The organism is Nostoc sp. CmiVER01 (genome assembly GCF_034531135.2).
GTDB lineage: Bacteria > Cyanobacteriota > Cyanobacteriia > Cyanobacteriales > Nostocaceae > Nostoc.
Genome location: NZ_JAVRBU020000024.1, coordinates 1 through 26,922, shown reverse-complemented (window position 1 = coordinate 26,922; position 26,922 = coordinate 1). Strand labels below are relative to the sequence as shown.

The following is a 26,922-nucleotide window of genomic DNA, read 5'->3' as shown; positions in this document are numbered from 1 at the left end:
TGGTCAAATAACTAAACCTCATCTAAGTTGAGAACCGTAGTTTTCGCCCTCACCCTAAATCCCTCTCCTATGTATAGGAGCAACTGTGTACACACAAGTCAGAAAAACTTCATCGACCAAAGAATTGCAGTGCGTTACGCTGGCGTGACAAAGCTAAATTATTGCAATCATGGCGATGACTACAGTGGTCACTGAGCTTTGTCGTACCCCTATTCTTAAGCAAGCTAGCAAGAGCGTCTCGTAGAGAAGTGCGGGCTATGCGAACCCATTTGTTATTTCGGGGTACTCATTTGTTATTTCGGGGTACTCATTTGTTATTTCGGGGTACTCATTTGTTATTTCGGAGTACTCATTTGTTATTTCGGGGTACTCATTTGTTATTTCGGAGTACTCATTTGTTATTTCGGAGTACTCATTTGTTATTTCGGCATGTCCATAACGCACCCTACGAAACTACTAGAATTGAAACATAATGCTAGTCATACTTGTGTGTACACCGTAGTATATAGGAGAGGGAGTTTGAAATTCTAGCTCCCCTTCTCCCAAATCTGGGAGAAGGTGTTGGGGGATGAGGGCAAATTCTTTTCATCAGGTAAGAACTACAGGTTTCAAGATAGACGTGGTTTAATCTATCACTGCCGCCAAGTTTTCCATTATTACAGCTTCGCTGCGTTCCTATACATCTCTGCATTCACTCCATCAAAATTAACCGCAGAGGATCTAAACGCACATACCAAGGAAAAGGCTGATCTTTCATAGTCGCCCATTTTTCTTTGAAGACTTCAGCTTGCAGATGATAATCTTGAGAATTCTTGCCAGCCGAATGTAGTTTGAGAAATAATGTCATCCGATGAGGCGTTTCATTTGTTCGTACTATCCAGCAGGGAAAAGTATTTTCCTGTGATAAGTCGTTGGTAAAAATGAACTGATGGGCACGAATGCCGATGTGGGATAATTCGCTTTTGACAGGTTCAATTACTTGCAGAGTACAACCCCAATCAATCGCTTCTACTTGTTGCGATGACTGGAGAACAGCACGGGAGAAGTTTTTGCATCCGGTAAGTTGGGCGACGCTCACAGTACTAGGATGCTGGAAAATATCATATTTGCTCCCATAATGAACGGCTCTACCATGCTCCAATACCAACAGATTTGGGCAAATCCGATAAGCTTCTTCCATATTATGGGTGACAAATAGAGTCACACCTTGATAGCCAGCAAGAGTTTCTGTCATTTGCTGCTCTAATTGACTACGCAGATGGGTGTCAAGTGCCGAAAACGGTTCATCTAAAAGCAGCGCTTCCGGTTGACTTGCCAATGCTCTTGCTAAGGCTACCCGTTGTTGTTGACCTCCAGAAAGTTGGTGCGGATAGCGATCGCCTAATCCCTGCAACTGCATGGCTATTAGTTGTTCCTCTACCTGCACCCGAATACTCCCAGCCGATAATCCTTTGGGCAAGCCGAAAGCGATATTTTGCGCCACACTCATGTGCGGAAACAGAGCGTAATTCTGCACTAAAAAACCGATGCGGCGATCGCGGCTGGGTAAATTAATTCCTTGTTCTGAGTCAAACAAAACTCTGCCATTTAAAACTATGCGCCCAGTTGTCGGCGTTTCTATCCCCGCAAGGCAGCGCAAAATCATGCTCTTACCTGCTCCAGAACCCCCTAACAATCCCAAGGGTTGCTCATCAGTAGTGAAAGCAACTTTCAAATCAAAGCTAGGAAGTATTTTTTCAATGTTGACAAACAATCCGCCAGATTCAAAACTAATGTGCGGAGTATAAAGATTTTCTCCCCCTGCTCCCCCTGCTCCCCCTGCTCCCCTCCTCTTCTCCCTCAATTCTTGCCAGAAGTTAACTGCAATAATTCCAGATAGAGAAATCACCATAATTGCGATCGCCCAGAACCACGCCTCATTCATTGCTCCCCCTTCCACAGCAAAATAAATTGCCATTGGGATTGTCTGCGTTTGTCCTGGAATGTTACCAGCCAACATCAGCGTCGCTCCGAATTCTCCCAAAGCACGGGCGAAAGCGAGCATTGTGGCGGCTGCAATTCCGGGTAATGCTAAGGGAAAACTGACGCGCCAAAAGATTGTGGTTTCAGTTGCACCAAGGGTTCTGGCTACTCGTAGCAAATTACCATCTATTTGTTCAAAAGCTCCCAATGTAGTTTTATACATTAAAGGGAAAGAAACTACGGTAGCTGCGATCGCTGCACCATACCAAGTAAAGACGATACTGAAGTCAAAAGCCTCCATCAGTTTCCCTACAGGGCCATTTTTGCCAAAAAATAGCAGCAACAAGAAACCAACAACCGTAGGTGGTAAAATCAGTGGCGCAATAAAGATACTCTCAATCAACGATTTACCTTTGCCACGATATCCCAGCATCCAGTAGGCAGCAGCGATACCCAAGAAGAATGTGATAAATGTAGCAAGTAACGAAGTTTTGAGTGATATCCAAAGAGGCGATAAATCCAATGGCATAGTTGCAGAGGGAAGAATTAGCTCAACTAATTCCTAATTTACCAACTTTAATCAAAACATGTTGGTAAAAGTTGGTACATTACATTTATTGGAAAAATAAAAGCACAACAATGTTGTGCTTCTGTAGATCCTTTGTATTCAGTTCATTAGACCCTACCTCCAACCCCTCCTCGCTTGCGGAGAGGGGAGACAAAGCGTAGCTTTGGCGGGGTGGGGTTCAAATTGTTTGATTTATCCAAGAGGTCTATTGTGACAAAAAAATACTTTTTTAATTAGTCCAGCTCAGTGCTGTAGGCGCTAAAACCATAAGCCAAAGTTTCTTTTAAAGCATCTGATGGCTTAAGGCTTCTATTGATAGCATTAGCAAACGGCACTGGGATTCCTTTAATGGTTTCCGGCAAAATTGCATATTCTTGCGTTGGTTCGACACTGTATTCGGGACACTTAGCTTTTATCCCAGCAGTCGCTAACATTTCATTTATTTCAGCAGATGTATATTGCTTGAGATAAACTGGATTTCTCACAAATGGATTTAGCCTTCTGATAAAATTATGGATAATATGAGAAGGACAAGACTTGTTGTGAAAGGAATGATTAAAAACGAAAATTCCACCAGGTTTTAGTACGCGAGATATATCAACCAGCAAATTTCTTAATTGTGCATCTGGGATATGCATAAAGACGCAGTTAGAAATTACCAAATCTATAGAATTATCTTCTAAAGGCATGATTTCAGCCGAATTACAAATTAAGTTAAATTCAGCTTCAGGAAAAAAATTGTATTCATGTTTAACCTTGATTAACCGCCGTAACAACGGTTCAGAAATATCAATTCCATAATATTTTTCGCATTTTAGATTTTTAGCTTTAGATAGATGTAAAGGTGCGCGACCATAACCACAACCAATCTCTAAAATAGAACCAACAGATTTATTCAATGGAAATTTGTTCCAAGTACCTCCGGGTGTGCCAGTTAATAGCGTGTAATCTTGCTTGATGGGCGATGTCTCTGCGAGTTTTTCAACTTTTTGGGAACCATAGTATGTTTTACCAATTGCGTCCCATCTTTTTTTATGTTGAGTGTTATTCAATTGTTCATAGTCGTTAGGAAAATAAATTCCATCTCGTAATTCAAAGTCATTCAAACTGGATTTTAGATTTGCTAATTGAGACATTATGATTATTCCTGATCAATAGTTAAGTCTGTTATCTGTTATACTCTTAACTCAGCATTAACCGCAAGCAATTTGTACTGAATTACTCCACTTTAGCCTTTCTCAAAGTCTATAACTGTTTTTAATTCAATGGAATATGGTTCGTAGGGTAGCACAGCTATGCTACCAAATGCCCCCTGCTCCCCTGCCTCTTTGGTTATCTGATGAGAACGGCAAGTTCGTATACATTAGTTGATATGCAACAATTGGAGGCTGGGATGGTAGAAGGGTCACAACAAAAACGGGTAGTAGTTGTAGGTGCTGGCTGGGCTGGTTTAGGAGCAACCTACCATTTGGCAAAACAAGGCTATGATGTGACGCTTCTAGAAGCAGGCCCCTATCCAGGTGGATTGGTGGCAGGTTGGCAAACAGCCGCCGGAAAATCTGTTGAAGCTGGTATTCATGGCTTTTGGTATCCGTACAAAAATATTTTTTCCCTAATCAATGAATTAGGAATTAATCCTTTTACTACTTGGACTCGTTCTTCGCAATATTCGCCAGCAGGTTTGGAAGTTGAATCACCAATTTTTCAAGACTTACCACGACTCCCCTCGCCATTGGGAACATTTCTCTACACTCAATTTAAGCGGCTGCCACTAATTGACCGTATCAGCGCCTTACCTTTACTTTATGCTGTTGTTGATTTTGACAACTCTGATGCAGCTTGGCGGCGCTATGATTTTGTAACTGCCCGTGAATTGTTCAAAGACTTTAATGTTTCTGCAAGACTTTACCGCGATGCTTTTGAACCAATGTTATTAGTGGGCTTGTTTGCCCCTGGTGAACAATGTTCAGCCGCCGCAACTTTAGGAATGCTTTACTTTTTTATTCTGGCTCATCAACCAGATTTTGATGTAGTTTGGTGTCGAGGAACTGTCGGAGAAAAAATATTTCGTCCTTGGGTGGAACGTATCGAAAAAGCTGGTGTGCGAGTATTACCTAAGCGTCGAGTTACAGATTTAATTGTTGATAGTAATCATCGAGCCAAGGGTGTGGTTTGCGGTGATGAAGTGTTTGATGCTGATGCGGTGATTTTTGCGGTTGGAATCACAGGGATGAAGAAAATTGTCTCAACTAGCCCTAGTTTACAAAGCCATGAAGAATTCCGTAATTTAAGCAATTTAGGAGCAATTGATGTTTTAGCAACGCGACTATGGTTTGACCGCAAAATTGATATTCCTCGTCCTTCTAATGCTTGTTTTGGATTCGACGTAACTACAGGTTGGACGTTTTTTGATTTGAATGCTCTACATGATGAATATCGGAATGAACCAGGAACGGTGATTGAAGTTGATTTCTATCACGCGAATCAGTTTCTCAATTTGAGTGATGAGGAGATTTTAGCAATAGTTCAGGGTTATTTAGCAACTTGTATCCCAGCGTTTCGGGAGGCAAAAATAATTGATAGCAGTGTAATTCGGCTACCGCAAGCGGTGACTCACTTTGCACCTGGTAGCTATCGTTATATGTTGCCCGCTAAGACAAGTTTTGAGAATGTGTTTATGAGTGGGGATTGGATTGTGAACCGTCATGGTTCTTGGTCACAAGAAAAGGCTTATGTTACTGGTTTGGAAGCGGCGAATCTAGTGGTGTCTTATTTGGGAGAAGGTCAGCCATCTGAGATTTTAGCTGTAGAAGAGGATGAACCGCATATCCAAGTGGCGCGATCGCTCAACCAAACTTTCCGCGACTTGAGCAAATCTATCCTACCTGAATTTTGGTTGCCCTAATTCGTAAGGACGCGAAGAGTTAATCATTAATTGTAATCTAAATTCGGTAAGCTAAAGAAAGCTATTGCGATACCATCCTTATAATGTAAATCAAATCACATAAGCTTATGGAGCCAGACTCTTTACAAACTGAGGTGATTCTGACGCATCCGCGTGAGTCTCTCGGTAAAGTGCAACTTGATTGGACACCTCAACCCGGAAACTATCTCGATTTTGAAGGTAAAACCTACGCGGTTTTAGAACGCCGCCATCGATATCAACTTAAAGGTGGGCGCTACCGCTTGCATAACATTGCCATTTATGTACAGTCTGCTAAACGGCCATCTGAGAAAAGTTTGGTAGCAGGACGTTGGGTAATTGGTGATGCCACCTGCTCCTATAATGCTCATTCAGAAATCATGCGGTGTGCAGTCAACCCAGACGGCCCTTGCGAATCTTGCCGCTTTTATGAAAAGTTAGAAGTCATTTAATTTTAGATTTTAAATTTTAGATTTTGGATTTTTCCTTTAATCCAAAATCAAAGTTGTGCTTCCAGCGCACCAAAGGTGTGACCAAAATCTAAAATTGACAACCCCTCAATTACCCGCACCAAAAACTTCTCCTACAGTTAAGCGGGTACCATTAACAAAATCCCATCCCGACTGGGGACGTTTACCAGCTAGCTGAACCTCTCGCAACAGCAACAAACCTTCTCCAGTCTGGACGATCGCTCCAATTCCTTTAGCAAGGCTGACTACAACTCCTGGTTTGTCTAATATATTTGACAAATTCGGCAATTTATGCACTAACTCTTGTAATTCTGGTGGGAGATCGCGTAGACGCGGAGCGGCTTGTCGCCAGACATCGCTTACAGAACCAAGGGGAGCAGAAGCGGTGATTTTCAGCAGGTTGTTACGAAAGGTAGCGGTGCAGTTAGGGTAAAAGCCTCTGATTTGATTGTGTAATTGCACAGCACTTTTTGACCAATCCAAACCATAATCTTGTTTTTGAATCAGAGGTGCATAAGTAGCTGCTAAATTATCTTGGGGAATTGGTTGAATTTCCTTACGTTCCAACTTCAACAGAGTTTCTACCAATAAATCCCCACCGATCGCAGCTAGTATGAAGGCTAAATCTTGGGCAGTATCTAATAATCCAATAGGTGTAGTTGCTATTTGTAGCATTGGGCCGGTATCCATCCCCACATCCATTAACATGGTTGTGATCCCCGTTTCTTTCTCACCGTTGTACAAGCACCACTGAATCGGCGCTGCACCCCGATATTTGGGTAAAATCGAGCCATGCACATTAATACAGCCCAATTTTGGCATATTTAAGATTTTTGACGATAATATCTGTCCATAAGCGACAACAACAAACACATCTGCATCTAACTGTTTGAGTTTGGTTAAAGTTTCGGTGTCTTTTTTCACCCGTTCGGGTTGCCATACTGGTAAGTTGTGAGCAGTAGCGATCGCTTTTACTGGCGAAGGCGTAACTTTATTTCCGCGCTCCCGGCGTTTATCTGGTTGGGTGACAACTGCCAACACCTCAAATTCTGCATGATTCAATAACTTTTCTAATGTGGGTACAGCAAACTGCGGTGTACCAAAGAATACAATTTTCATTAATAATTAGTTGTGAATCGTTAGTGATTAATTAATGGTAAATAATATTGGCTGTTTGGTGGTACAATATTTTCGTATTGGTGAAACGAAAGGCTATCTTAATTAACTTAATAGTTAAGTTGACAAGTGTAATAACTAGTATCAACTGCATCTACCTTTAGTGAACCTAATAGTTTAGTGGTGTCTCGTCACGATCCGCTAGAGCATCTACCGAGTAAGTTTTGTTGTGTTCCCGATAACTTGCACCTAATTGCCGTTAAATGCAATTGGGTTTCTAAAAAAGTATTGCGTCTTCTAACTATTTCTGTAGTTAAGATTGCAGTTTATAACTTTAGGTTGCTGACAGCAGTATTTTCTGAGTATTATGTATTGTGCGTCTGCCTTAAGAGTTTTTCACATAACGCCTCACGTTTACCATTATGAGGGTTTGCCCTCTTATATTAGTGTGTAACCTGGCTTGTTTGTAGTGTACTAGCGATCGCTAGTACGATCCCCAATAGCCGATTTATTTCCTCTTGGTTGCCAGCGTTATCACACGCTGAATATTCCTTTGACTAACACCTGTTTTTGGTGTGGTTAGGTATAGCAACAGCAAGATTATATTTGTGTAGTAATTACTGACTTGTCAGCATATTTACTATACTCACATATTCTTGTACAAAAACATCCAGTACCTGAGTAATTAAAGGTGTTGATAATGATATTTAATTATTTTGTAAAACTCTGCAAACTTTGAAGAAAATATCTCGTCAAAGTTTTTAGTTTCTTGTTATACATATAATTACCGCCTGCCCATTGCTGCATAGGTATTGCTTCTCACATAGCTACCGCCCCTCTAGAGAGTCTACAAATGCTTAAATCCCTTTTGCTGTCAGGATGGTTCCGCGCTCAACCATTTCTCAATTACGTTGTCGTTGCAATACTGCTTGCACCCTTACTAGGGGCATCGGCTCACTCGTTCCAGGTAAAATCCGAAGTATCTAAACTAACTTCGATGACTGGAGATTCTGACTCTGTATCAAAGGAAATAGCTGTAGTTGGGGAACCTGAGATAGCTGAAATATCAAAAACAGAGCAAATCGACTCTTTAATAGAAGAATTAGACTCTGTACCAACACAAAGTACTACTGTCCAGGAACCGCAAGTATTACCAGCCGATAAAATAGAGTCTTTGGCTCAAATACATAGTTTTGTGTCAAGCAACAATTTAACTATTCCTGATTCTTTAGCAGCAGTTGAACTCGCACCATTAACAGATGTTCCTGTTAGTCAACTTAATTTAATCCGAAAACTCAAAGCTGCTAATATCAAGTCTTTAAAAGGACAAGAAAATTCTCTCTCTAGAGAAAAGTCTTTAACTGAATCATTGACAGCAACTCAAGTAGCACCAACTCTTACAGAATCACAACCAACCACAACAACGGAAATACCTGTTTCTGAACCAAACAATGAGTCCCAAGCAGAACAAATAGATCCTATCGGTAGTCCTCATCCTATTCCTTGGAAGTGGATTACAGCGACTCAAGAAGCTATTGGTTCCAAGGGGGGTTCGGGAGTGCGCCACTACCGCAGCGTACCTGTGGTTTCTCCAGATGGGAAATATGCAGTTTATAGCCGGGTGCAACTAGAAGTAAAACCAGAAATGTACAACAGCCGTGTAACTAGCGTACTGTTTGTCCAAGATATGCACACTAAGAGGTTGTGGGTGATGGCTTCAACTACTCCTGTTAGCGATCCTTTATTACAGGTAAAGGCTCTAAAGGGTGCGTCGTCTGAAGAAACTGATCCGAGTGGTAAAATTGGGGTATTAGTTCCGGTTAGCTGGTCAGAAAAAGGCGATCGCTTCTTAGCACGAAAGTTTGAAGGTATATTTAATACAGGCGATTCTACAGATAGTGCAGTGATTTGGGATCGGCAAAAAAATCAAGCTAACACAGTTGCTCCTGCTAATGCTAAGGAGGAGGAACATGACAAAATTGCAGTATTGTTAGGTTGGAGTAAAAGGCAACCGGATCATGTGTTGTTCCGTGCAGGTGAATTAGGTGAGGAAAACTGGCCATTAATGCAAGTTGCTAATGATGGCAAAACTGTAACTACAACAGATGAAGATCAGCCAATTACTTTTGGTAAAAAGGTTACAGAAATTTGGGCAGGGCCACAAGTAGCCTACCGATAATTTATTAAATATTTTATATACTCCCGTTGTCGTCACTGCTGATAACGGGATTTTTTATTTATCGGAAATTTGGGTTCTGAATTGTGCGTAGGCTAGCAAAAACAGCAGGCATTGTCGGGCATTGTTACTTAAGGTAGGACTTACGCACACTCTACGAATTCTCGGCGCTCTTGGCGTCTTGGCGGTTCGATAAATTAAGCTTTTTAGCAATTTTTGTGTAAGTCCTATTAAGGGTAGAAAACTCGTTCAAATGGTTGGTTACGATAACGTCGATAAATATCAAAATCTTTATCCAGTGTGGCGATTGCAGCAACATTCAGGCGTTCAGAAATTGCTACAAGGGATAAGTCCGAAAAATCTGCTGGTAAATCAGCGTATTGGGCATTCAGTTCAGCAATCCGAGAAAAATCTTGAGGCGTAAGCGATTCACACTTATAGATGTGATTCGCTAGGTGGAACAGAAACTCATTTTGCACTTGCCAGTCAGAGGCTAATAGCCACATTACTTCAGTGACACAACCTTCACTCGTCAACAATCGACTAGTGCATCCAGCAAAAAATTCAACCACTCGATTGTGATGTGAATCTGCTGAGTCGTAAAAGGCAACCAATAAACCTGTATCTACCAAAATTGTAGAATGATAGGTCATGATTTCTGTTGGTGGCTCTGCTGTATCCGCGATGCAATAACTGCTCTCCGAACATCTCGATCTGACAAATTACCAACACAGAGCAAATGCTGGGGAATTCCTCCCATACGCTCTAAAATGCTTTGCTCAGATGGCTGGCTTTTCTCACCATCAGATGTAGAATTTTTTTGATCCTGTCTGCCTTTTATGAATAGCAAGAAGTCTAGCACTTCTTCGACTAGAGAATCGGAAACCTGCCCAATTTCCTGAATTAGTTGCTCTCTGGCTGTCACAGGTTATCTGCCTCAATACCAATAAGACTTCATTTATTACGTTAACAGCCTTCGAAGAGAAATTACATTGTAAGAGTTCAGGTAAAGGCGGAGACACGGAGTGGCTTGTCGTCAGACATCGCTCCCACGCAATAAGTCTCTGAAGAGAATAATTCTCGTAGTACTCAATTTATAAAGCGTATCGTAGAATACGCCCACAAATATCAACTAAAGTTAGTATGCTTTGCCACAATTAAAGATAAGTTTATTATTTTTTAAGCATTTTTACTTAAAAATAAAATTATGGAGACTAATCACCCCTTTCCCATTCAGGTATGGCTCCTTTGACTCGGCGAATGGGCAAATTAGCAATTAAAGCTGTCGTTCGTTGGTTGCTTTCTAAGGAGAACTCTAAGCCCTCCGTCTCAACTTCGACATAGCGACAGACTACATCTAAGATTTCTTTCCGCATTTTTTCCAACGTTTGAGGGTCTATATCAGCGCGATCGTGAGCAATCACCAATTGCAGGCGACGTTTAACTTGAGTTCGACTGCTATCAGAGCCGCGAGAAAAAAGTCGTTCTAGAAGTTCAATCATTACGAATAGGTCTGGCGCGGAGACTGGAAAAGTAAGTTAAACAATCTTTGTCCTGAACAACCTTCGTATACGGGCGAAGATGCTGTCTTGGGACGAGTCGATCTCCAGAAATTCGACACTTTCCCCTTCTAATCTACGAGCAATGTTTTCAAAGGCTGTGGCAGCTAAAGAGGGATTTTCCGCTAACACTAAGGGTTCGCCGCGATTGGTAGATACAATAACACGCTCGTCGTCAGGGATTACCCCGATCAGGGGGATGGCGAGAAGTTCCTGAACATCTTGCACTGACATCATATCATTTGCCTGCACCATTGCGGGTCTTATGCGGTTAATTATTAAATGAACACGCTTGATACCTTGTGCTTCTAGTAAACCCACTACCCGGTCAGCATCACGAACTGAGGAAATTTCTGGGGTGCTGACAATTAGGGCTTCTTTTGCTGGGCCGATCGCATTTTTAAATCCATTTTCAATACCGGCAGGGCTATCAATGATTACGTACTGGTATTTTTGCGCCAGTGCATTCACTAATAACTTCATCTGTTCCGGCGTGACTGCATCTTTAGAGCGATTTTGGGCTGCCGGCAAAAGTACGAGATTGGGTTGGCGCTTATCTTTGACCAAGGCTTGTTCTAAGCGGCACTCTCTGGCTAAGACTTCTACCGCAGTATAGACTATGCGGTTTTCTAGCCCTAGCAGCAAATCCAAATTTCTCAGACCAAAATCCGCATCAACCAAGGCAACTTGACGCCCCATTTTGGCTAAAGCCATGCCCAGATTTGCTGAAACTGTGGTTTTACCCACTCCTCCTTTGCCGGAGGTAATCACTATAATGCGAGTCATGATAGAAATGTGGTCAATAAGGGTTCAGAAAATATAAAACAGTAAATTGCAGTATAAAGTATGAAGTATCGTATCAAGTATGAAGAAATATCTGTTCTTCCTGATAAGGGCGAGGCATGAATGTTTATCTTATTTCATCCTTTATACTTCATTCTTTAAGTAAATATTTATTGTTCTTGATTGCTCTTAGTAAATTGGTTTCTGGAAAAATCAGTAGCCCTAGCGATGCGAATTCCTTGAGGCGTAATATGTGCCACCTCTGGAGAAAACTGTATTGGCGGTTTTTCTGGTGCCCTAGCTACAGCATCTGCGATCCGTAGTTGGGTTGGTTCCATTTGCAAGGCCATAATTAGACACTCACGATTGCCTCCAGCACCAGCATGAGCGATTCCACGTAGACGACCCCAGATGATAATATCTCCATCTGCAATTACAATACCACCTGGATTTACATCTCCCAAGATAATTACTGTACCAGGATGACGAATTTCTACTCCAGAACGGACTGTGATTTCTAAATAAAGGGCATCTTCTTGGGGTATGGCTGTAGCTGTTTGCTCGGAATTCAAAGAAGTTACGGGCTGGAGTTGTTCTACAGAATACCCCGATGTGACGGCAGCGATCGCAGTTTGCCGCCGACTAGTCGAGACTGATATTAGCCGCAGTTGCACATCACTCAAAGCCTCGGCGAGTTCTTGGAGTTGTCTGGCATCTACTAGGCGGTCTTGTGCCATTAGATGCACAGGTGTATTAGATACTCGAAAGCGATCGCCTGCATTTAAACGCTGTCTTATTTGTTGCCAAATATCAGACCAACTCAGTTCTGAAGCAGATATTTGAGATTCCGGAGGTAGAATTAATAACAGCCGTCCCTCCTTACTTTTTAACTGGACTTGACTATTATCATTTACGCGATACCCTGATATTGCTGACTCATTAGGATTTAAATCAGTAAGAATAAAATCTGATGCCGGCTCAGTATTTGACTCTACATCTGGGTTCGCAGGATTTGACTCTACATCTTCAAGAATAGTATTTGATTTTAGATAAAGGAGGACGGATTTTAACTCCGCATCAGGGGGGATAGGATCTGACTCTACATCAGAAACAGTAGGATTTCCCTCTACCTCCGAAAAGATAGAGTTTGGGTCTGCATTAGGAAGTGCAGAATTTGACTTTAGATTGGGAAAAGCAGAATCAGAAGTCATGAAGTACTAGCCAAAAGACAAAGGATACACAGATTTTGGATTTTAAATTTTAGATTTGTATTACCCACGAGGGCTGAAAGCGCGTAACAAGAAGTTAGTCTGGCATGAACCAAAAGATTATTTAATCTCAAATCTTAAATCTCAAATTGGCACAGTCAACCTCTGATAAACTGTCCCCAAGGCATCAGCATCGCCGACATTACCGGGAAACAGTACCACAGGTAAATCAGGAAACTGGGGATGATCGGATGGCGTTAACACCATTGAACAACCAGCTAAAATTTGACCGAGTAAACGGGCTGAAGTTAAAGCTAATCCATCACTCAAAACATCATTAGAGGTAATACCACCCTTGCTGATTAAGAATCCTATATCAGATGGTAAACTGCGGACAATATCCATCAATAAACCTGAAACTTTTTCCCCAAACTCCAATCGTGTCTTGGCATCTTTAAAATTCAGTTCCTGACGGCTAGTATAAACCACTGGTGTTTTGCCAGCCTTGTGTGCCGCCCGTGTACTTTCTTGAATTTCAGTTAGCAATGCCGCAGATTGATTTGCATCATCAAGTAATCGTGCTACATTCACTTCAATTCCCACCGTTCCTTCTACTTGCAATAGCGCCTCTAATTGCTGGGTAGTCTTTTTCACATGGGAGCCAACGATCACTGCACCTGGTTTGCCTTGGCGCACGTACTGCGCCATATTTTCGGCGGCAGTGGGTTGGGGTGGTAAAGCGGCTAAAGCTGTTAAAATACTTGCTGCACTGCGAAATAGAAAGCGTTTCCCTTGACTTGCTGCTGCTAATATGTCTACTGCAAAGCGGTTGAGATCAGCTTGAGTTTCGCCATCGACGACAGCGCACTTATTACCACTCAGTTGTAACAAACGTTCCAAACTACCAGCGCGAATATCAGCTAGGAGAAACCTTTCTACAGCTTCGGCACTAATTCTTCCTTGAGTCTTTTCTTCGACGTACTTGGGTAAGTAACTGTGATGGTAGCTGAAGACGGAATCACGGGCAAATTCAGTTTCATGGACTGGGGTGGGTACACCATCGATAATCAAGTAATGAACGCTGTCGCGGGTGATGCGTCCGCCTTCAAAAAAAGCTGGTACGAGAAAATGAGCATCAAAAGGGCCGAGTTCTTTTGCGATCGCATCAGTTTCAATGGGATAATGTCCCCGCAAAGTAGAATCAGAACGGCTGACAATCAGAAAATCTTCAATTCCTTCCGCATTCAAAGCTATTTTCAGGTTATGGCAAACTTCTTTAGTTACAGATGCAGCTGACTCTGGCGTTAGCGATCTAGTATTAGTTAGCACAAAGAAAATCGGCGAATCATCCTGCAACCCGATGCGTAGAGTGTCCACATCCCAGTGCATTAGCAGCAAGCAGCTGTGGACTGTTTGAGAACCCGTAGGGTCATCATCCAGGACAATTATTTTTGGTTTGTTGCTCATTTAGGTCAACGGGGCGATTGTTTTTTAAGAAAGCCATCAGCAAAGAAAAACTCTACTCAGCCTTTGTGCAATTTTCTGATTTCTGCTTGCACATCGATCGCAATTTGCAATGATTGATTTAGCAGTTGAGCATATTCGCCTGCTTGACTACTAACTTGTAAAGCTTGCAGACTGGCTAAATTATTCACAAATAACTCTTGGTTATTAGCAAGCAATTTTTTATTATCCCGCAAAATTCGTTCTGTTTTCAGAGCGCGGACTAAATCTTCTCTAATTAGTTGCAAGGCGGCGATTACTTGATCTCGGTCACGGAAACTGCTTTCTACGTTTCCTGATGCTGCCAATTGGTCATTAATATCTATAGCAGCAACTAGGTCATGATATTTATCAACTTCGTCTAAAAGTATTGTCAGTCCTTCAGGACAGGTCAACTGCCGCCACAGCCATCGCCCCACTAATATCGGCATTGGCACTAAAATTAGTAAAAGAATTCCTAGTCGAATTGAAGAACCAATTGTTGGCAGAATAATAAACGCGTAAATAAAACCAACAATTATTGGCGTTAACGCTAGCGTTACCAGCAATTCATTGACAAAAAACCCTAATCGCTTCTTCCTATCTCGCAAAACAGAGGGGCGAAAAACGTCTTCTGGATCAAACCCAGTCAAACGTCTCAGTTCCCCCTTACTAATTTCCAAGCCTATTAAGTCCGGCTGCACGGCTGGATAACTCCTATGGAAGCCCAAGTTGCGTATTTATTTTAATCGGGTTTGGTAGATAAGGAATGGATGGTTACGTATAGTTATGATAAAAAGCAGATTGTGCAACACGATTAGATCAAGCTAAAAAGCATTTGCACTTATTTCCTGCTCTATTTTGGATACAATGCAGTACTTAATGTAGGCGATCGCATTTAAGCGCACATCAAGTTGAGTATTGTGACTCAGGAAACCAGTTTTCATCTAGAATTTGTTCTAAAGAGCCAAGCAGTGCAACAGGGAATGTATCAATAGGAAGTTGAGAGCGATCGCTTGCTTCTTTTCTTGCATCTTGATAACATTCATCAAATATTTCTAAAATATAAGGCTTAAGACTAGGACTATCTTTGAGAGCTTTTTTAATCTCTCTACGAAAAGTCCTGATTTCTCCTTTCCAATGTCCTTGATTACGTTCTCGTTCTTCATCCCAACACTTGAGTTTTAGTAGATGTTCAAGAAGCTTAATTAATAAACTTTCAATTGCTCGCTTCTGGCTCCTACCTATACTTTCTAATTCTTCTAACAGATTATCTAAATCCACAGATGAAAACTGACCAGCACGAAGTTGATTGATAGTCGTCCTCAGCCAAAGGTAATAATCTTGGTCGTATAAAGTCTGAGCTTTTGGTTCTATTTGTATCACCATACACTTTGCTAAATTCCTATTTTTTGGTTTAGTTTGGACTTGATGATAGTTTCACTAAATCTTACCATTCTTGAGTAAAAACAAGGCTAGTTAGCCTTTATCGTGACGTGTCTTCATACAATATTTTAACGTAGGCGGGAATCTTCAGTTGGCGTTGCAGGTTTGCATTTGAGTCATAGCCTTGGGCTGCTAACGCCACATACTCAGTATCCATCATGCCGAGGTTATGAATTTCAGTTAGGATGCAACACCGAAAATATTCCTTAAGTTTAAACTAAAGCTTACTGAAAGAATGAGGTTTTTATTTAACAAGCCGTTGAAAATAGACGAGATCCCATTCATCAGCCTCAAGATTCTCAGCCTTATAAAAAAATTGATTATTACTGAAGGAGAAAAATGGCTAAAACTAAAGCAAATGATATTCTTTCATTAATTGAAGCAGAACATCGCCAAGTTGAAAAACTTTTTGCAGGAGCAGAAAAAGCTAAGGGTGCAAAATTGGTGGAGCAATTCAATCAAATCTATATAGCATTGAACTTACACGCTAGAACTGAAGAAATAGTCTTCTACCCAGCTTTGCGAGATTACGAACAAACCGAACAATATGTTGAAGAAGCTGAAGAAGAACATGAAGAAGTTTCAGTGATTTTAGAAGAGATTAAGGCTCTTAAGCCTACTGACCCTGAGTTTAAAGAAAAAATGAGCGAATTGAAGGAAGCTGTTGAGCATCATGTAGAAGAAGAAGAAAGCGAAATTTTTAGTGCTGTGCGCGAATGTATGAGTGCTGAAGAACTAACTGAATTGGGCCAAGAATTTCAGGAAACTAAAGCTAAATTGATGCCAGATATAGAAGCTGCATTAGCAACGTAATGAGGCAATTATCTCTAAATAGGTTGCATAAACAGTCAACCATGATTTGCACATAATTAATCAATTGAAATCACCAAAGTATTCTTCATCAGGGAGTAGAAAAATGACTGCTACAAATCAGAAGCGCAAAATTCGTTATGCAGTTGTTGGTTTAGGTTGGTTTGCCCAAGAAGCTGCCTTACCTTCCTTTGCCAACGCCGACAATTCAGAATTAGTGGCACTGGTTTCAGATGATCCTACTAAAAGCGAAGAAATAAGCAAAAAATATGGTATAGAGCATACTTACTCTTACGAAGAGTATGAAGACTGTTTGGCAAGTGGAGAGATTGATGCAGTTTATATTGCGTTGCCTAATCACTTGCATTGCGACTACACTGTGCGGGCTGCTAATCAGGCAATTCATGTATTATGTGAAAAGCCGATGGCAGTAACAGAAGAAGAGTGTGAGGCAATGATTAAAGCTGCCAATGACAATAATGTAAAGCTGATGATTGCCTATCGTTTGCATTTAGAAGAAGCAAATTTACAAGCAGTGGAAATTGTGCGTTCAAAGCAAATTGGTGAACCACGTATTTTCAACTCGGTTTTTACTCAGCAAGTAGAAGAAGGAAATATTCGTTTACGAGATGTTACAGGTGGCGGCACACTCTATGATATTGGTATCTACTGCCTTAATGCTGCGCGTTATCTATTCCAAGATGAACCAATTGAAGTATTTGCTGTAGCTGCCAATAACGGAGAACAACGCTTCAGCGAAGTGGAAGAAATGGCTAGCGTTATTTTGCGTTTCCCGAATGAGCGATTGGCAACATTTACCTGTAGCTTTGGAGGTGCAAGTGTTTCAACCTATCAGATTGTAGGTACTCAAGGTGATTTACGAGTAGACCCTGCATATCCTTGGCAAGGAGAAATCAAGCATTACCTAACAATTAATGGTGAAACTCAAGAGCGTACCTTTGAGGGTCACGATCAATTAGCAGCTGAATTTACCTACTTCTCTGATTGTATTCTCGAAGATAAAGACCCAGAACCATCAGGTACGGAAGGGTTGATTGATGTTTCGATCATTCAAGCGCTTTACGAGTCAATTGAAACAGGTAAACCTGTGCAGATCCAAACTAGCGACCGCCACCAACGCCCCACATCGGATCAAACTATTGAGCTTCCTCCTAATGACGAGAAGCCGGATTTGATTCATGCTGCTGCACCTTCTGGACAATGATTACTAATACTAGTTCTTGGTGAGTTGCACAAAATCAAGCTTGATGAGATAAAGAATGTACTAAGTGGATAATTGTTAGATAACAGACACTTAGTACTAGTCATTTTATAGCGATCGCTTAACAAAAATGCTCGCTATTGATAACATATAAGGGCACAACAATAATATTGTGCCCTTATATGTTTTTTATTCAATTAAAAACTGCTGTCTATGTCGGCGTGAAATGAGCAATCGTACAGAAACTTACGCTGTGCGATTCGTTCCTAGATTAATAAATAACCTGGGGTGAAAACGCCAAGGACAGAACCTTGAAAATTTTCATAACTGATTTTCGGATGAGGGTGAAAATGCTGCCTAGTTATTGTCTGATGTAGTCTGTAGCCCTTCGATACGCTTCAGCCTCAGCTTGTAGCCGCCTTATGACAGTCGCAAAATCATCATAGAATAATACCCAACCATTGTTAGATGTAAAAACTATAGTTGTTAATTGCCCGAAATTTGCGTATATATTCCTGATTGTAGGAATAACCTGTTGTGGAAAATTTTTACTATTAGCGATTCGGTTTCGGTCATCATAGATAAGAATCCATTCCCCATTGTTAGTGAATGTTGTATAGTCAATACTTTTGTCTGCTTCGTTTATATCAACTAGCTTATTAATAAGTGCCTGTGGAATATTATGCCAAGAAGCACCTTTATTGCCAAAGAGAATTACCCAACCTCCATACGGTGTAAATGCAACACTCTTTATCGTTTTTTTCTGTTTATTTATTTCTAAAAGTTTATTAGTAACGTCTTGTGGAAAATTTGAACTCTCATAAAAACCATAATCGTTATAGATAACTATCCACTCCCCCGAAGGTGTAAACGTAATGCTATTTATAATTCCACGGTTTTTATTTATCTCGTTCAGGTCTTTGAGAAGTTTTTGTGGAAGAAGATACGTAGAATAACCATTTATACCAAATACTATTCCGAAACCTCCATTAGGAGCAAACACAATTTGATTAATAGCTTTTTTTTGCTGAGTTAATGTTTTGATATAGCTAGTTGCTAGGGGAGGAATATTGGATGTGTAGTAATCAGCCCAAGCCCGTGAAGAACTTAAGCCAATAGTAGATAAAATGCCTACTACTATTGATGTACTTGCAAAAAACCTAGCAGTTCCTTTTGAAATGTGCTGTACTAAAAAATTATTAGACATATGACTCTGTTTCTAATGTTGGGGTGATCAAGGAGAAATCTTTTAACTGCAAAAGTTTGATCGCACTTCTTGGAGAAGAATTATTACTTTACTATGCTTGTGTCCTTAACCTAGAGTATTGGTACACGTACCGCTTTACGATGTACAATAAGCATGTGATAAACCATCTGCCAATGGTTACTATTAGGGTAATTTGCAAGTACATCACTTATCATTTGCCGATTTTGATTTCTTATGACAAAAGTTTGGTCTGCTAGGGATTTTTGACTAGCTACAGATAACACTGAAAATACTAATACACGAACTATTGCAGTTTTGCGAACTAATTTGGTAAACATCATGTAACTTGTCTCTTTATTTGCAGAGAGCAGAATCGTCAGAGCTATGTTTGTGTTTTTCATAATAAATGATTCCCGTAATTTATCTAGGGTAAGAGGAGATCAATATTCTAATTGCACTGCCTATTACTTTTTACCTAGACAGTAATTTGTTGCTTTTTGGCTAAACACACGGCAACACCTTTCTCATAATAAGCTGCTTCATTGATGAAGACTGGGTAAACTGTTGATTTCCCTTCATAAGCAATAGTTCTACCCTCAAAAGTTAAAAAAATCGGCTCCCCAGGATTGAGAGGTTCATAATCTTTAAACTGTAGATTTGGGTGAATCATCGCTTGAATATCTCCATGCTCGTTTCTGGGATAATCAATAGTCCCTACATGTTGATAGAGCGTGAGCGTGTCGTTTTTTAGTGGAATTGAACCTTGGTTTAACGCCTCTACATAATCCAAAATTTCATAAATCAGTTTCTCCGTTTTCTGAAACAAATCTGCACTTAACACACCTTGAGGTACTGAACCAACTTCAACAGCAAAACCCAATTCACATTGGGAAATTAAGAAAGAATCTTCTTCATGAGATTGAATATAAAGAACCTTCACCAAAGGATTTATCGAACTCAGATATGCTGCTAATTGCAACAAGAAAGGATCAAGCTTAATAAGAATCAGAGTTAATCCCATGTTTGCAGTCGTGCTGTGCAAATCCACAAAAATGCTTGTCTGCGATTTATTTTTCGGTTTGAGGATTTCGATAATCAGTCTTGCCTGCCTATCTTCATTGCTCCTGAGTTCCAGGTTTTGCAGGTCTTCCTTGTTGAAGTTGCGGTTTAAGTCTTTGTCGATGTAACGCCTGCCTTCTGCAAAGGCTTCCGGATTGCCCAACAATGTTAGTGTTTCAAAGCTAGGTCGTTGAATTAGGTGAGGAAATTGCTCAAAGAGTTTAGTTATATATATTCCTGTTAGTTCATTCCCGTGGATTCCACCAATAATTACGGCCCGGTGGATTTTTTGGCTGCTTTGGTTCATGTATAGTTACTCGCTCAATACTTGTAAATGCATAATAAAAGTAATACTATGCTTCTGCAAGCTTAAATTTGCATAAGATTAGATAAAATTGGCATAGTGCTTAATACGTATGGAGTTAGACAAGCTAAAATACTTTACTGTTCTGGCTGAAGAACTCAACTTCAGTCGAACTGCTGACCTCTTGGATATCGATCAGCCATATCTGAGCAAGCATATTCGTCGCTTGGAAAAGGACTTAGGATTTGAACTGTTTGACCGAGAGAGACGACCACTCCAGTTAACATCTGGGGGAAAAGTTTTCTTTGAAGATGCTTCTGAGATTATTAGGCAGGTTGAACGGGCGAAGAGACGAGCATACAGAGCTAGTCTTGGTGAGGTAGGAGAGTTGACGATCGCACTTAATAGTTCAATTACTAACAGTGTTCTACCAAATGTACTGCAAGCTTTTCGCTCCCATCGTCCTGATGTCGAGCTAATTTTATGTGAGTTAGCATTGAATGAGCAAATACAGCAGTTGCTTGATTACCGAATTGATATTGGTTTTGATTTTTTGCCCAATGATAATCACCCAGATTTAGAGTCTATAACCATTTTGTCAGAGCCACTAGTGATTGCTTTACCTGAGTCACATCTACTAGTAGCTAAATCTCAAATTCCACTCAAGGCATTAGCGAATGAACCTTTTGTTTTACCTTCACCAAAAGTAATCCATTTCTATAATCAAATTATTAATTTTTGTGAACAGGTTTTTGGTCATGAATTAAAAGTTGTCCAACAAGCAACTTGGATGCTGACCGTATTGAGTTTAGTTGCGGGTGGAGTCGGGGTGTCTTTGCTGCTAAAAAATGCCCAAAATATTCAGCGTCAGGGAGTTGTGTACAGACCAATTGAAGGAAATAACCTGAAAATCAGCATTGTTGCGCTTTGGCGGCGTGACGACCAATCTGCTGTTTTAAATGAGTTTCTAGAGGTTCTCAAAGATATAAGCCGCAGATGGGAAATGTAAGAAAGGTCGTGGAGAATTTGCGAACCAAGGTTGCTCAACTAACTCCAGAAATTGCTGCTTAAGGAATTTATATTGCTTTATGCAACAGTCCACCCATCTGTTCGCTGATGTGATGTGAGTGCTGAGGATATCCGCATTATGTTTCGAGCAGATCGAGGACTGGGGGAAGTGGACGGGATGAGCATTGCCTTGGTTGGAAGTGGTTTTCGTAAGTGTAGGCAAACCGTCCACACTTTGTCTACAACGTGTCTACAGAAAAGTTCCCGCTACTTCAATGAAAGCGATCGCAGTATTGAAAGTGGCTCATTAAGTCCTTAACGTAACTTTCTGCACAGTTGCTCATTTCTACCCCATGCCTAAATCTTAAGGATAAAGACCTCTGTCAGTCAGCGCCTGAGCCACTCTACCTACCCCTAAAGTATAAGCAGCTAATCGCAGAGGAATTTGCCGTATCTCCGACTGCTGAATCACCCGATGGTAAGCTTGTACCATCAAATGCTCCATTTCGCGGTTAACGCGTTCCTCATCCCAAAATACATAGGAAAGACCCTGCACCCACTCTAAATAACTGACTACTACACCGCCAGCATTCGCCAATATATCGGGTAGCACTGTCACACCCCGCGCCTCTAACGCCAAGTTAGCCTCAAGAGTAATCGGCCCGTTAGCTGCTTCTGCGACAATTCGTGCTTGCACTTGATTCACATTTTCTTCAGTGATTTGGTTTTCTAAAGCCGCCGGTATTAAAACATCGCAGGGCAAAGTTAATAAATCTGCATTGCTAATTGGTACAGATTGCGGGAAACCCATAATACTCTTACGATTTTCAGCAGCATAGACTTTCAACCTGGGAATATCAAGACCGACTTCGGAAAATATTCCTCCAGCACCCGTTGAAACAGCAATAACTTTCGCGCCTGCTTGATGTAATAATTCTGCTGCGGCACAGCCAACGTTACCGAAACCCTGAATAGCTACTCGGATACCTGCTAAGGATTTACCTTGCTGTGCCAGCGCCTCACGGACAATAATCATCACGCCACGTCCGGTTGCCATTTCTCGTCCCAGCGAACCACCAATAGAAAGCGGTTTTCCAGTTACAACCCCTGGTACAGCATGACCGACATTCACAGAGTAAGTGTCCATCATCCAAGCCATCTCACGGGCAGAAGTACCCATATCTGGAGCAGGAATATCTACAGCAGGCCCAATATCTTTAATCAACTCGCTGATATAACGGCGGGTGATTCGCTCTAGTTCGCCAACACTGTAGCGTTTCGGATCTATGGGAATGCCACCCTTCCCACCACCGTAAGGTATACCTAACAAAGCACATTTCCAGGTCATCAGCATTGCTAGAGCAGATACTTCCCGTAATGTCACTGCTGGATGGTAACGGGTTCCACCCTTGTAGGGGCCTAAAACATCGGAGTGTTGCACCCGGTGTCCAGCAAGAACCTGTATTTCCCCATTATCTAATTTCACGGGGATGGAAACCGTCACAACCTTACGCGGGTGGCTAAGAATTTCTAGCAAACCCTGATTTAAATTTAATTCTTTAGCTGCCGCTTCTAAGTAGCTACATGCTTGATCAAATGGGCATATATGCGCTGGAGAAGCAGGTTCTGGCAGCAACAGAGATTTTGAAATCATAAAATTTTCTCCTAATCACGGTATCTTTACGAACCGGATATCATCTGTATTTAGCTTATCCTTTTTTTTAGGGAAATAAAATTTTTGTAGTTTTTGTTACAGTTTTATATTTTATATTCTGCTATTGCTACAAAAGCAGGATAATTATATATCAAGAGCAAAAACTTAAGTAAAACTTATATATAACGTCAGTCAGATAGTTAAAATGACAAGTTTTTACCTTGCTAGTGCGATCGCTGCATTCTGTCCTCCAAAGCCAAAACTGCAACATAGTACTTGCCTAATTTTACTTAAACGTGCAGATGTAACGATATCTAAATCAAACTCCGGCTGCTGAAATCCTACACAAGGTGGTAATATTTGATGCTTTAAGGCCATGAGAGAAAAAGCCACACCTAAAGCTCCAGATGCTCCTAATGTGTGGCCTGAGCTTCCCTTGGTGGAACTAACTGCCACCCCTTGGGGAAACAAACGCTGGATTACCATGCTCTCCATTTGGTCATTTAGCTGGGTAGCTGTGCCATGAGCATGAATGTAATCAATATCAGTTGGTGAGAGGCAACTACGTTCTAGACATTGTTTGATAGCAGCGATCGCACTTTTGCCTTCAGGTTCTGGTGAATTACCATGATATGCATCGTTAGTTAAGCCAAAACCGAGAATTTCACCATACACTTTTGCTTGACGCTGTTTTGCCAACTCTGCTGATTCCAAGACAAACACAGCTGCGCCTTCGCCTAACACTAAGCCTTGCCGGTGCAAATCAAAGGGATAAGCCCCAGTTTTTGCCAAAGCACCCATCTGCTGAAATCCAGCTAAAGTTAGGGGTGTAATCGGCGCTTCTATTGCGCCAGCGATCGCCTGTTGACATTGCCCAGTTTGAATAAGCAAAGCTGCTTGAGCAATCGCCCAAATTCCAGTTGCACAAGCTGCCATCGGTGCTAAAACTATACCTGATGCACCGATTTGTCTTGCAGTAGCGATCGCGTTCATGTGAGGTAATGTATCTAGCCAATTTCCAAAAGAGGACACGGACAAATTCGCTACATCTTTATACATTTGCTGCGCCATGATTTCCCAAGACGCTTGATAAGAGCGACTCGATCCAATGACTACAGCACAATCAGGTGCATGTGAAACTAAGCCAGAATCTTGTAAAGCAGAAGCTACAACCATCTGAGTTAACATTGTCAACTCAGATGGTTGTTGACCAATCAAACCTAGAGGAAGTGGTGTAAATTCTGGAAAAGGTTGATGTAATCGAATTCCAGATTTACTTGCTAGCAAATTTTGCCAGCTATCTTCTAAGTTTCCACCCAAGGCGGAAATTAAACCAATACCAGTGACAACAACCTTTGTCAATTTAGGAGTTAGTAGTTATTTTCCCCCTGCCCCCTGCCCTCTTCCTCTACTTCCCTGATATTTTCAGATTTTCAGCACCTTGTGTGACTTTAGCGGAGTCAATGCGATCGCCTTGCTTAATTTTGTTTACTACATCAAAGCCTTGAGTTACATTGCCAAACACAGCATAGTTACCATCTAAGAACGGCAAATCTGCTAAAGCAAAGTAAAACTGGGCAGAGGCGGAGTCTGGTGCTTGCGATCGTGCCATCGCTACTGCACCCTGTTTATGGGGTAATACGACAGGTTGAGCAGTAGCATCAAAGGGTTTATTGTAAGTCGGAGTATCTGAACCTTTCGCCTTAACCTCTAAAGGTATATAACGAGCATTTCCCGTTTTTGGGTCAATATAACTACCAGTTCCCAGTCTATCTGCTGGAACTTTCGGGTCTTTACTTTGTGGATCGCCCCCTTGAACAACAAATGGTTGGGGTTCCCGTACAACTCGATGGAAAACTAAACCATCGTATACACCCTTCTGTACTAAATCTATGAAGTTGCCTGCTGTAATAGGGGCATCAGTGCCATCTACTTCGATAGTAATCGGCGAGCCTTTAACCGTAAGTACCACAGTAGCCTTGCCATCGAGACGTGGTAAATCTGCCAGTCCAGGAATACTCTCACTATTAGTTTCAGATGAAGATGTTGCTTCAGTAGTTGTCTTGCTGCTTGCCTCGCTTGTGGTCGAGGTAGCTGTCGAGATTGGAGAAGACGTATTAGATGCGACTTGCTGTGTTGAACATCCACCCAACATCAAAGCACTGATGATCGCAATAGAAAGCAAAAATTGTGAAATTTTTAACCGCATTGCCTGTTACCGATTTAACCAGAGTATCTTATCGTTTCGAGGGGTATTGGGAATGGGAATTGGGAATGGGGAATTGGGAATTGGGGATTGAGCATTGGTCATTAATCAATAACTCTTCTTCCCCTGCTCCCCCTGCTCCCCCTGCTCCCTCATCCCCACTTCCTTACAGTCCTTCTAATGACACTCCTAAAAAGCGGGCTAATTTTGCACCTTCTGTTTCTAACTCTGTTAAAGATAACGGTTGTCCAACCCGTGTTAAGGGTATATCTCGCCGACCCTTAATGCGTAGATAGAGGGCGCGAAGAGGATTAAGACCTTCTTTGACGGCTATTCGCACTGACTGTACATCTTCTATGCGACCGTCAATCTCAATTCGGCGGTTTTTGCCAGGAAATCCCCAACGGAAGATTTTAATTGTGCCAGTTTCCTGATTAAATTCGTTGTAACCGCCTCCTACGTCCCATAAAATTACTAGCCACAGATATGTGGCTAATAGCAAGCCAGCAGTGCCATATAAACCCATCACCAATCCTTGGGGGACGAATACCAGTTGAGTTGGATCGGAAACTATGAGTAAATTAACTTTTAAATAACTGGATATTCCAGCCAATAAAAAGCCGCTTGCTCCCAACGTAACGATAGTTGCCCAGCAGTAATTACTGAACCGACGAGAACCGAGAACATTTTGATGCAGGAGGCGATCGCCTTTGTTAATCGTTGTTGATGCCGTCATTTAACTACCATTGCCCCGTGAGATACTCGCTGTCACATACTTGCACACTTAATGCTTTGGCATATAGTGTGTACTTCTGTACCAATCCGGCTATTGCTGAGGAGGCACTGAAGCTCTGTTTTAAGTCCACGGTATACTTTACCGTAGACGAGGAATTTTTTACCCTGTACCCTATAAATTTTACTGTCCCGGATGATGCCTTACTTGCACTATGGGACAAACCACTAGTACCGCAAGGCAGAAGTCAAAACTCAAAAGTGTTATGGAATAAGCTTTTCAAGGCTTTTCAATGATCTGCTTATTTCCGTTGTGCTGTACTAGTACCTTCCCCTTTGTCCAACGTTTCACATAGTTTTTTCAGAGGTGTATCAACGACCGTGGCGGCGAAGTAACCATACACATTTTACCAAACATTGTTGACAACAACTCAACTGCGCCCTTCCCTGTTCCTGCTACTTGTATAATTTGTTAGGGCATTAAGTCCTAAATTTATTCACTCAATCGCTGATAAAAATTATTTCTCCCCTGCCCCCTGCCCACGTCCATGTAGACTAAATTTTTTTACATTTCTGAGAAAAGTTGTGTCAAATTGTAAAATTTCTGATATTCATATTATTTATAAGGTTTGTGTTTCATAACTGATTTGCTTGGTGTGTATCAGGCAAAAACCCTGAGTAGTATGATAAGTTAAGAATCATTAAGTTACCACAAGCTAGATTACTAGCCGATGGTACGTGTAATGGCATAAAGAAAGAGAAATGCTGATCTCATTAATGAGTATTTCTCTCAGAATCTCAATTGCTTTGACGCTGTTGAGATTGTCAAAAAAAACGTTAATTCCTCACGGCAGTCGGTTACACTGGCTCTCCGCACTGTCTTAGAAACGTTGCAATTTTAGTAAAAAGAGGATTTTAGTCCGATGACCATCGCAGTTGGACGCGCCCCTAGTAGAGGGTGGTTTGACGTATTAGACGACTGGCTCAAGCGCGATCGCTTCGTATTCGTAGGTTGGTCAGGGATACT

At 41.4% G+C, this 26,922-nt stretch carries 25 protein-coding genes; 7 read left to right on the top strand and 18 right to left on the bottom strand.

Annotated features, from left to right (window positions below; translation table 11 throughout):
• Positions 1–691: 691 nt before the first annotated feature.
• On the bottom strand, positions 692–2,491 hold the full coding sequence (gene modB / locus RMZ43_RS31505) for a molybdate ABC transporter permease subunit (protein ID WP_322655474.1): 1,800 nt from the start codon (positions 2,489–2,491) through the stop codon (positions 692–694).
• Positions 2,492–2,763: 272 nt separating this feature from the next.
• Complete coding sequence (locus RMZ43_RS31500) at positions 2,764–3,666, bottom strand: class I SAM-dependent methyltransferase (RefSeq protein WP_428850946.1); 903 nt, start codon at positions 3,664–3,666, stop codon at positions 2,764–2,766.
• Between the two features lie 257 nt (positions 3,667–3,923).
• Here RMZ43_RS31500 and RMZ43_RS31495 point away from each other — a divergent pair, with 257 nt between their 5' ends.
• Together RMZ43_RS31495 and RMZ43_RS31490 are read left to right on the top strand one after the other, a co-directional pair.
• Positions 3,924–5,435, top strand: a complete 1,512-nt coding sequence (locus RMZ43_RS31495) for a hydroxysqualene dehydroxylase (protein WP_322655487.1) — start codon at positions 3,924–3,926, stop codon at positions 5,433–5,435.
• A 107-nt stretch (positions 5,436–5,542) separates the two neighbouring features.
• Positions 5,543–5,905, top strand: a complete 363-nt coding sequence (locus RMZ43_RS31490) for a DUF6464 family protein (protein ID WP_322655476.1) — start codon at positions 5,543–5,545, stop codon at positions 5,903–5,905.
• Between the two features lie 105 nt (positions 5,906–6,010).
• On the opposite strand, the gene fmt is transcribed toward RMZ43_RS31490, so the two are convergent.
• On the bottom strand, positions 6,011–7,042 hold the full coding sequence (gene fmt / locus RMZ43_RS31485) for a methionyl-tRNA formyltransferase (RefSeq protein WP_322655477.1): 1,032 nt from the start codon (positions 7,040–7,042) through the stop codon (positions 6,011–6,013).
• Between the two features lie 850 nt (positions 7,043–7,892).
• Between fmt and RMZ43_RS31480 the strand changes: the two genes are divergently transcribed.
• Positions 7,893–9,218, top strand: coding sequence for a hypothetical protein (locus tag RMZ43_RS31480; protein ID WP_322655478.1), 1,326 nt, complete (start codon positions 7,893–7,895; stop codon positions 9,216–9,218).
• A gap of 227 nt (positions 9,219–9,445) precedes the next feature.
• Here RMZ43_RS31480 and RMZ43_RS31475 read toward each other — a convergent pair whose 3' ends face one another.
• The 8 genes from RMZ43_RS31475 to RMZ43_RS31440 form a co-directional block, all read right to left on the bottom strand.
• Positions 9,446–9,868, bottom strand: a complete 423-nt coding sequence (locus RMZ43_RS31475) for a type II toxin-antitoxin system VapC family toxin (RefSeq protein ID WP_322651165.1) — start codon at positions 9,866–9,868, stop codon at positions 9,446–9,448.
• Complete coding sequence (locus RMZ43_RS31470; protein ID WP_322651166.1) at positions 9,865–10,140, bottom strand: hypothetical protein; 276 nt, start codon at positions 10,138–10,140, stop codon at positions 9,865–9,867. The genes RMZ43_RS31475 and RMZ43_RS31470 overlap by 4 nt, the downstream gene beginning before the upstream one ends.
• 289 nt (positions 10,141–10,429) lie before the next feature.
• A complete protein-coding gene (minE, locus tag RMZ43_RS31465) occupies positions 10,430–10,717 on the bottom strand; it encodes a cell division topological specificity factor MinE (RefSeq protein ID WP_109012000.1) in 288 nt (95 codons plus the stop codon).
• A gap of 36 nt (positions 10,718–10,753) precedes the next feature.
• Positions 10,754–11,560: a septum site-determining protein MinD gene (minD, locus tag RMZ43_RS31460; protein ID WP_109012001.1), complete on the bottom strand. Its 807-nt coding sequence runs from the start codon at positions 11,558–11,560 to the stop codon at positions 10,754–10,756.
• A 167-nt stretch (positions 11,561–11,727) separates the two neighbouring features.
• Positions 11,728–12,768 carry a septum site-determining protein MinC gene (minC, locus tag RMZ43_RS31455; protein WP_322655479.1) on the bottom strand — a complete coding sequence of 347 codons (1,041 nt, stop codon included), beginning with the start codon at positions 12,766–12,768 and terminating at the stop codon, positions 11,728–11,730.
• A 141-nt stretch (positions 12,769–12,909) separates the two neighbouring features.
• A complete protein-coding gene (locus RMZ43_RS31450) occupies positions 12,910–14,232 on the bottom strand; it encodes a four-carbon acid sugar kinase family protein (protein ID WP_322655480.1) in 1,323 nt (440 codons plus the stop codon).
• Between the two features lie 56 nt (positions 14,233–14,288).
• Positions 14,289–14,951 (bottom strand): hypothetical protein, encoded by a 663-nt coding sequence (locus RMZ43_RS31445; RefSeq protein ID WP_322651169.1) that lies wholly within the window; start codon positions 14,949–14,951, stop codon positions 14,289–14,291.
• A gap of 205 nt (positions 14,952–15,156) precedes the next feature.
• Entirely contained in the window at positions 15,157–15,636 is a 480-nt protein-coding gene (locus tag RMZ43_RS31440; RefSeq protein WP_322651170.1) for a DUF29 domain-containing protein, read from the bottom strand.
• A gap of 396 nt (positions 15,637–16,032) precedes the next feature.
• Here RMZ43_RS31440 and RMZ43_RS31435 point away from each other — a divergent pair, with 396 nt between their 5' ends.
• A complete protein-coding gene (locus RMZ43_RS31435) occupies positions 16,033–16,506 on the top strand; it encodes a hemerythrin domain-containing protein (RefSeq protein ID WP_322651171.1) in 474 nt (157 codons plus the stop codon).
• A 103-nt stretch (positions 16,507–16,609) separates the two neighbouring features.
• Positions 16,610–17,728: a Gfo/Idh/MocA family oxidoreductase gene (locus RMZ43_RS31430; RefSeq protein ID WP_322651172.1), complete on the top strand. Its 1,119-nt coding sequence runs from the start codon at positions 16,610–16,612 to the stop codon at positions 17,726–17,728.
• Between the two features lie 358 nt (positions 17,729–18,086).
• On the opposite strand, the gene RMZ43_RS31425 is transcribed toward RMZ43_RS31430, so the two are convergent.
• The 3 genes from RMZ43_RS31425 to RMZ43_RS31415 form a co-directional block, all read right to left on the bottom strand.
• Positions 18,087–18,932: a hypothetical protein gene (locus RMZ43_RS31425; protein ID WP_322655481.1), complete on the bottom strand. Its 846-nt coding sequence runs from the start codon at positions 18,930–18,932 to the stop codon at positions 18,087–18,089.
• Positions 18,933–19,042: 110 nt separating this feature from the next.
• On the bottom strand, positions 19,043–19,333 hold the full coding sequence (locus tag RMZ43_RS31420) for a hypothetical protein (protein ID WP_322655482.1): 291 nt from the start codon (positions 19,331–19,333) through the stop codon (positions 19,043–19,045).
• Positions 19,334–19,407: 74 nt separating this feature from the next.
• Complete coding sequence (locus RMZ43_RS31415) at positions 19,408–20,298, bottom strand: aspartoacylase (protein WP_322655483.1); 891 nt, start codon at positions 20,296–20,298, stop codon at positions 19,408–19,410.
• A 109-nt stretch (positions 20,299–20,407) separates the two neighbouring features.
• On the opposite strand from RMZ43_RS31415, the gene RMZ43_RS31410 reads away from it, so the two are divergent.
• Both RMZ43_RS31410 and RMZ43_RS31405 read left to right on the top strand, forming a co-directional pair.
• Complete coding sequence (locus RMZ43_RS31410; RefSeq protein WP_322655484.1) at positions 20,408–21,304, top strand: LysR family transcriptional regulator; 897 nt, start codon at positions 20,408–20,410, stop codon at positions 21,302–21,304.
• 138 nt (positions 21,305–21,442) lie between these two features.
• Positions 21,443–21,622 (top strand): hypothetical protein, encoded by a 180-nt coding sequence (locus RMZ43_RS31405; RefSeq protein WP_322655485.1) that lies wholly within the window; start codon positions 21,443–21,445, stop codon positions 21,620–21,622.
• A 45-nt stretch (positions 21,623–21,667) separates the two neighbouring features.
• Here the strand turns inward: RMZ43_RS31405 and RMZ43_RS31400 are convergent, their stop codons facing one another.
• The 4 genes from RMZ43_RS31400 to RMZ43_RS31385 all read right to left on the bottom strand — a co-directional run bounded on the left by RMZ43_RS31400 (position 21,668) and on the right by RMZ43_RS31385 (position 25,899).
• Positions 21,668–22,957, bottom strand: a complete 1,290-nt coding sequence (locus tag RMZ43_RS31400; RefSeq protein WP_322651178.1) for a Glu/Leu/Phe/Val family dehydrogenase — start codon at positions 22,955–22,957, stop codon at positions 21,668–21,670.
• A gap of 216 nt (positions 22,958–23,173) precedes the next feature.
• Positions 23,174–24,319 carry a beta-ketoacyl-ACP synthase gene (locus RMZ43_RS31395; protein WP_322651179.1) on the bottom strand — a complete coding sequence of 382 codons (1,146 nt, stop codon included), beginning with the start codon at positions 24,317–24,319 and terminating at the stop codon, positions 23,174–23,176.
• A gap of 46 nt (positions 24,320–24,365) precedes the next feature.
• A complete protein-coding gene (locus RMZ43_RS31390; protein ID WP_322655486.1) occupies positions 24,366–25,166 on the bottom strand; it encodes a peptidylprolyl isomerase in 801 nt (266 codons plus the stop codon).
• 163 nt (positions 25,167–25,329) lie between these two features.
• On the bottom strand, positions 25,330–25,899 hold the full coding sequence (locus tag RMZ43_RS31385; RefSeq protein ID WP_109012010.1) for a photosystem I assembly protein Ycf4: 570 nt from the start codon (positions 25,897–25,899) through the stop codon (positions 25,330–25,332).
• Positions 25,900–26,922: the final 1,023 nt, after the last annotated feature.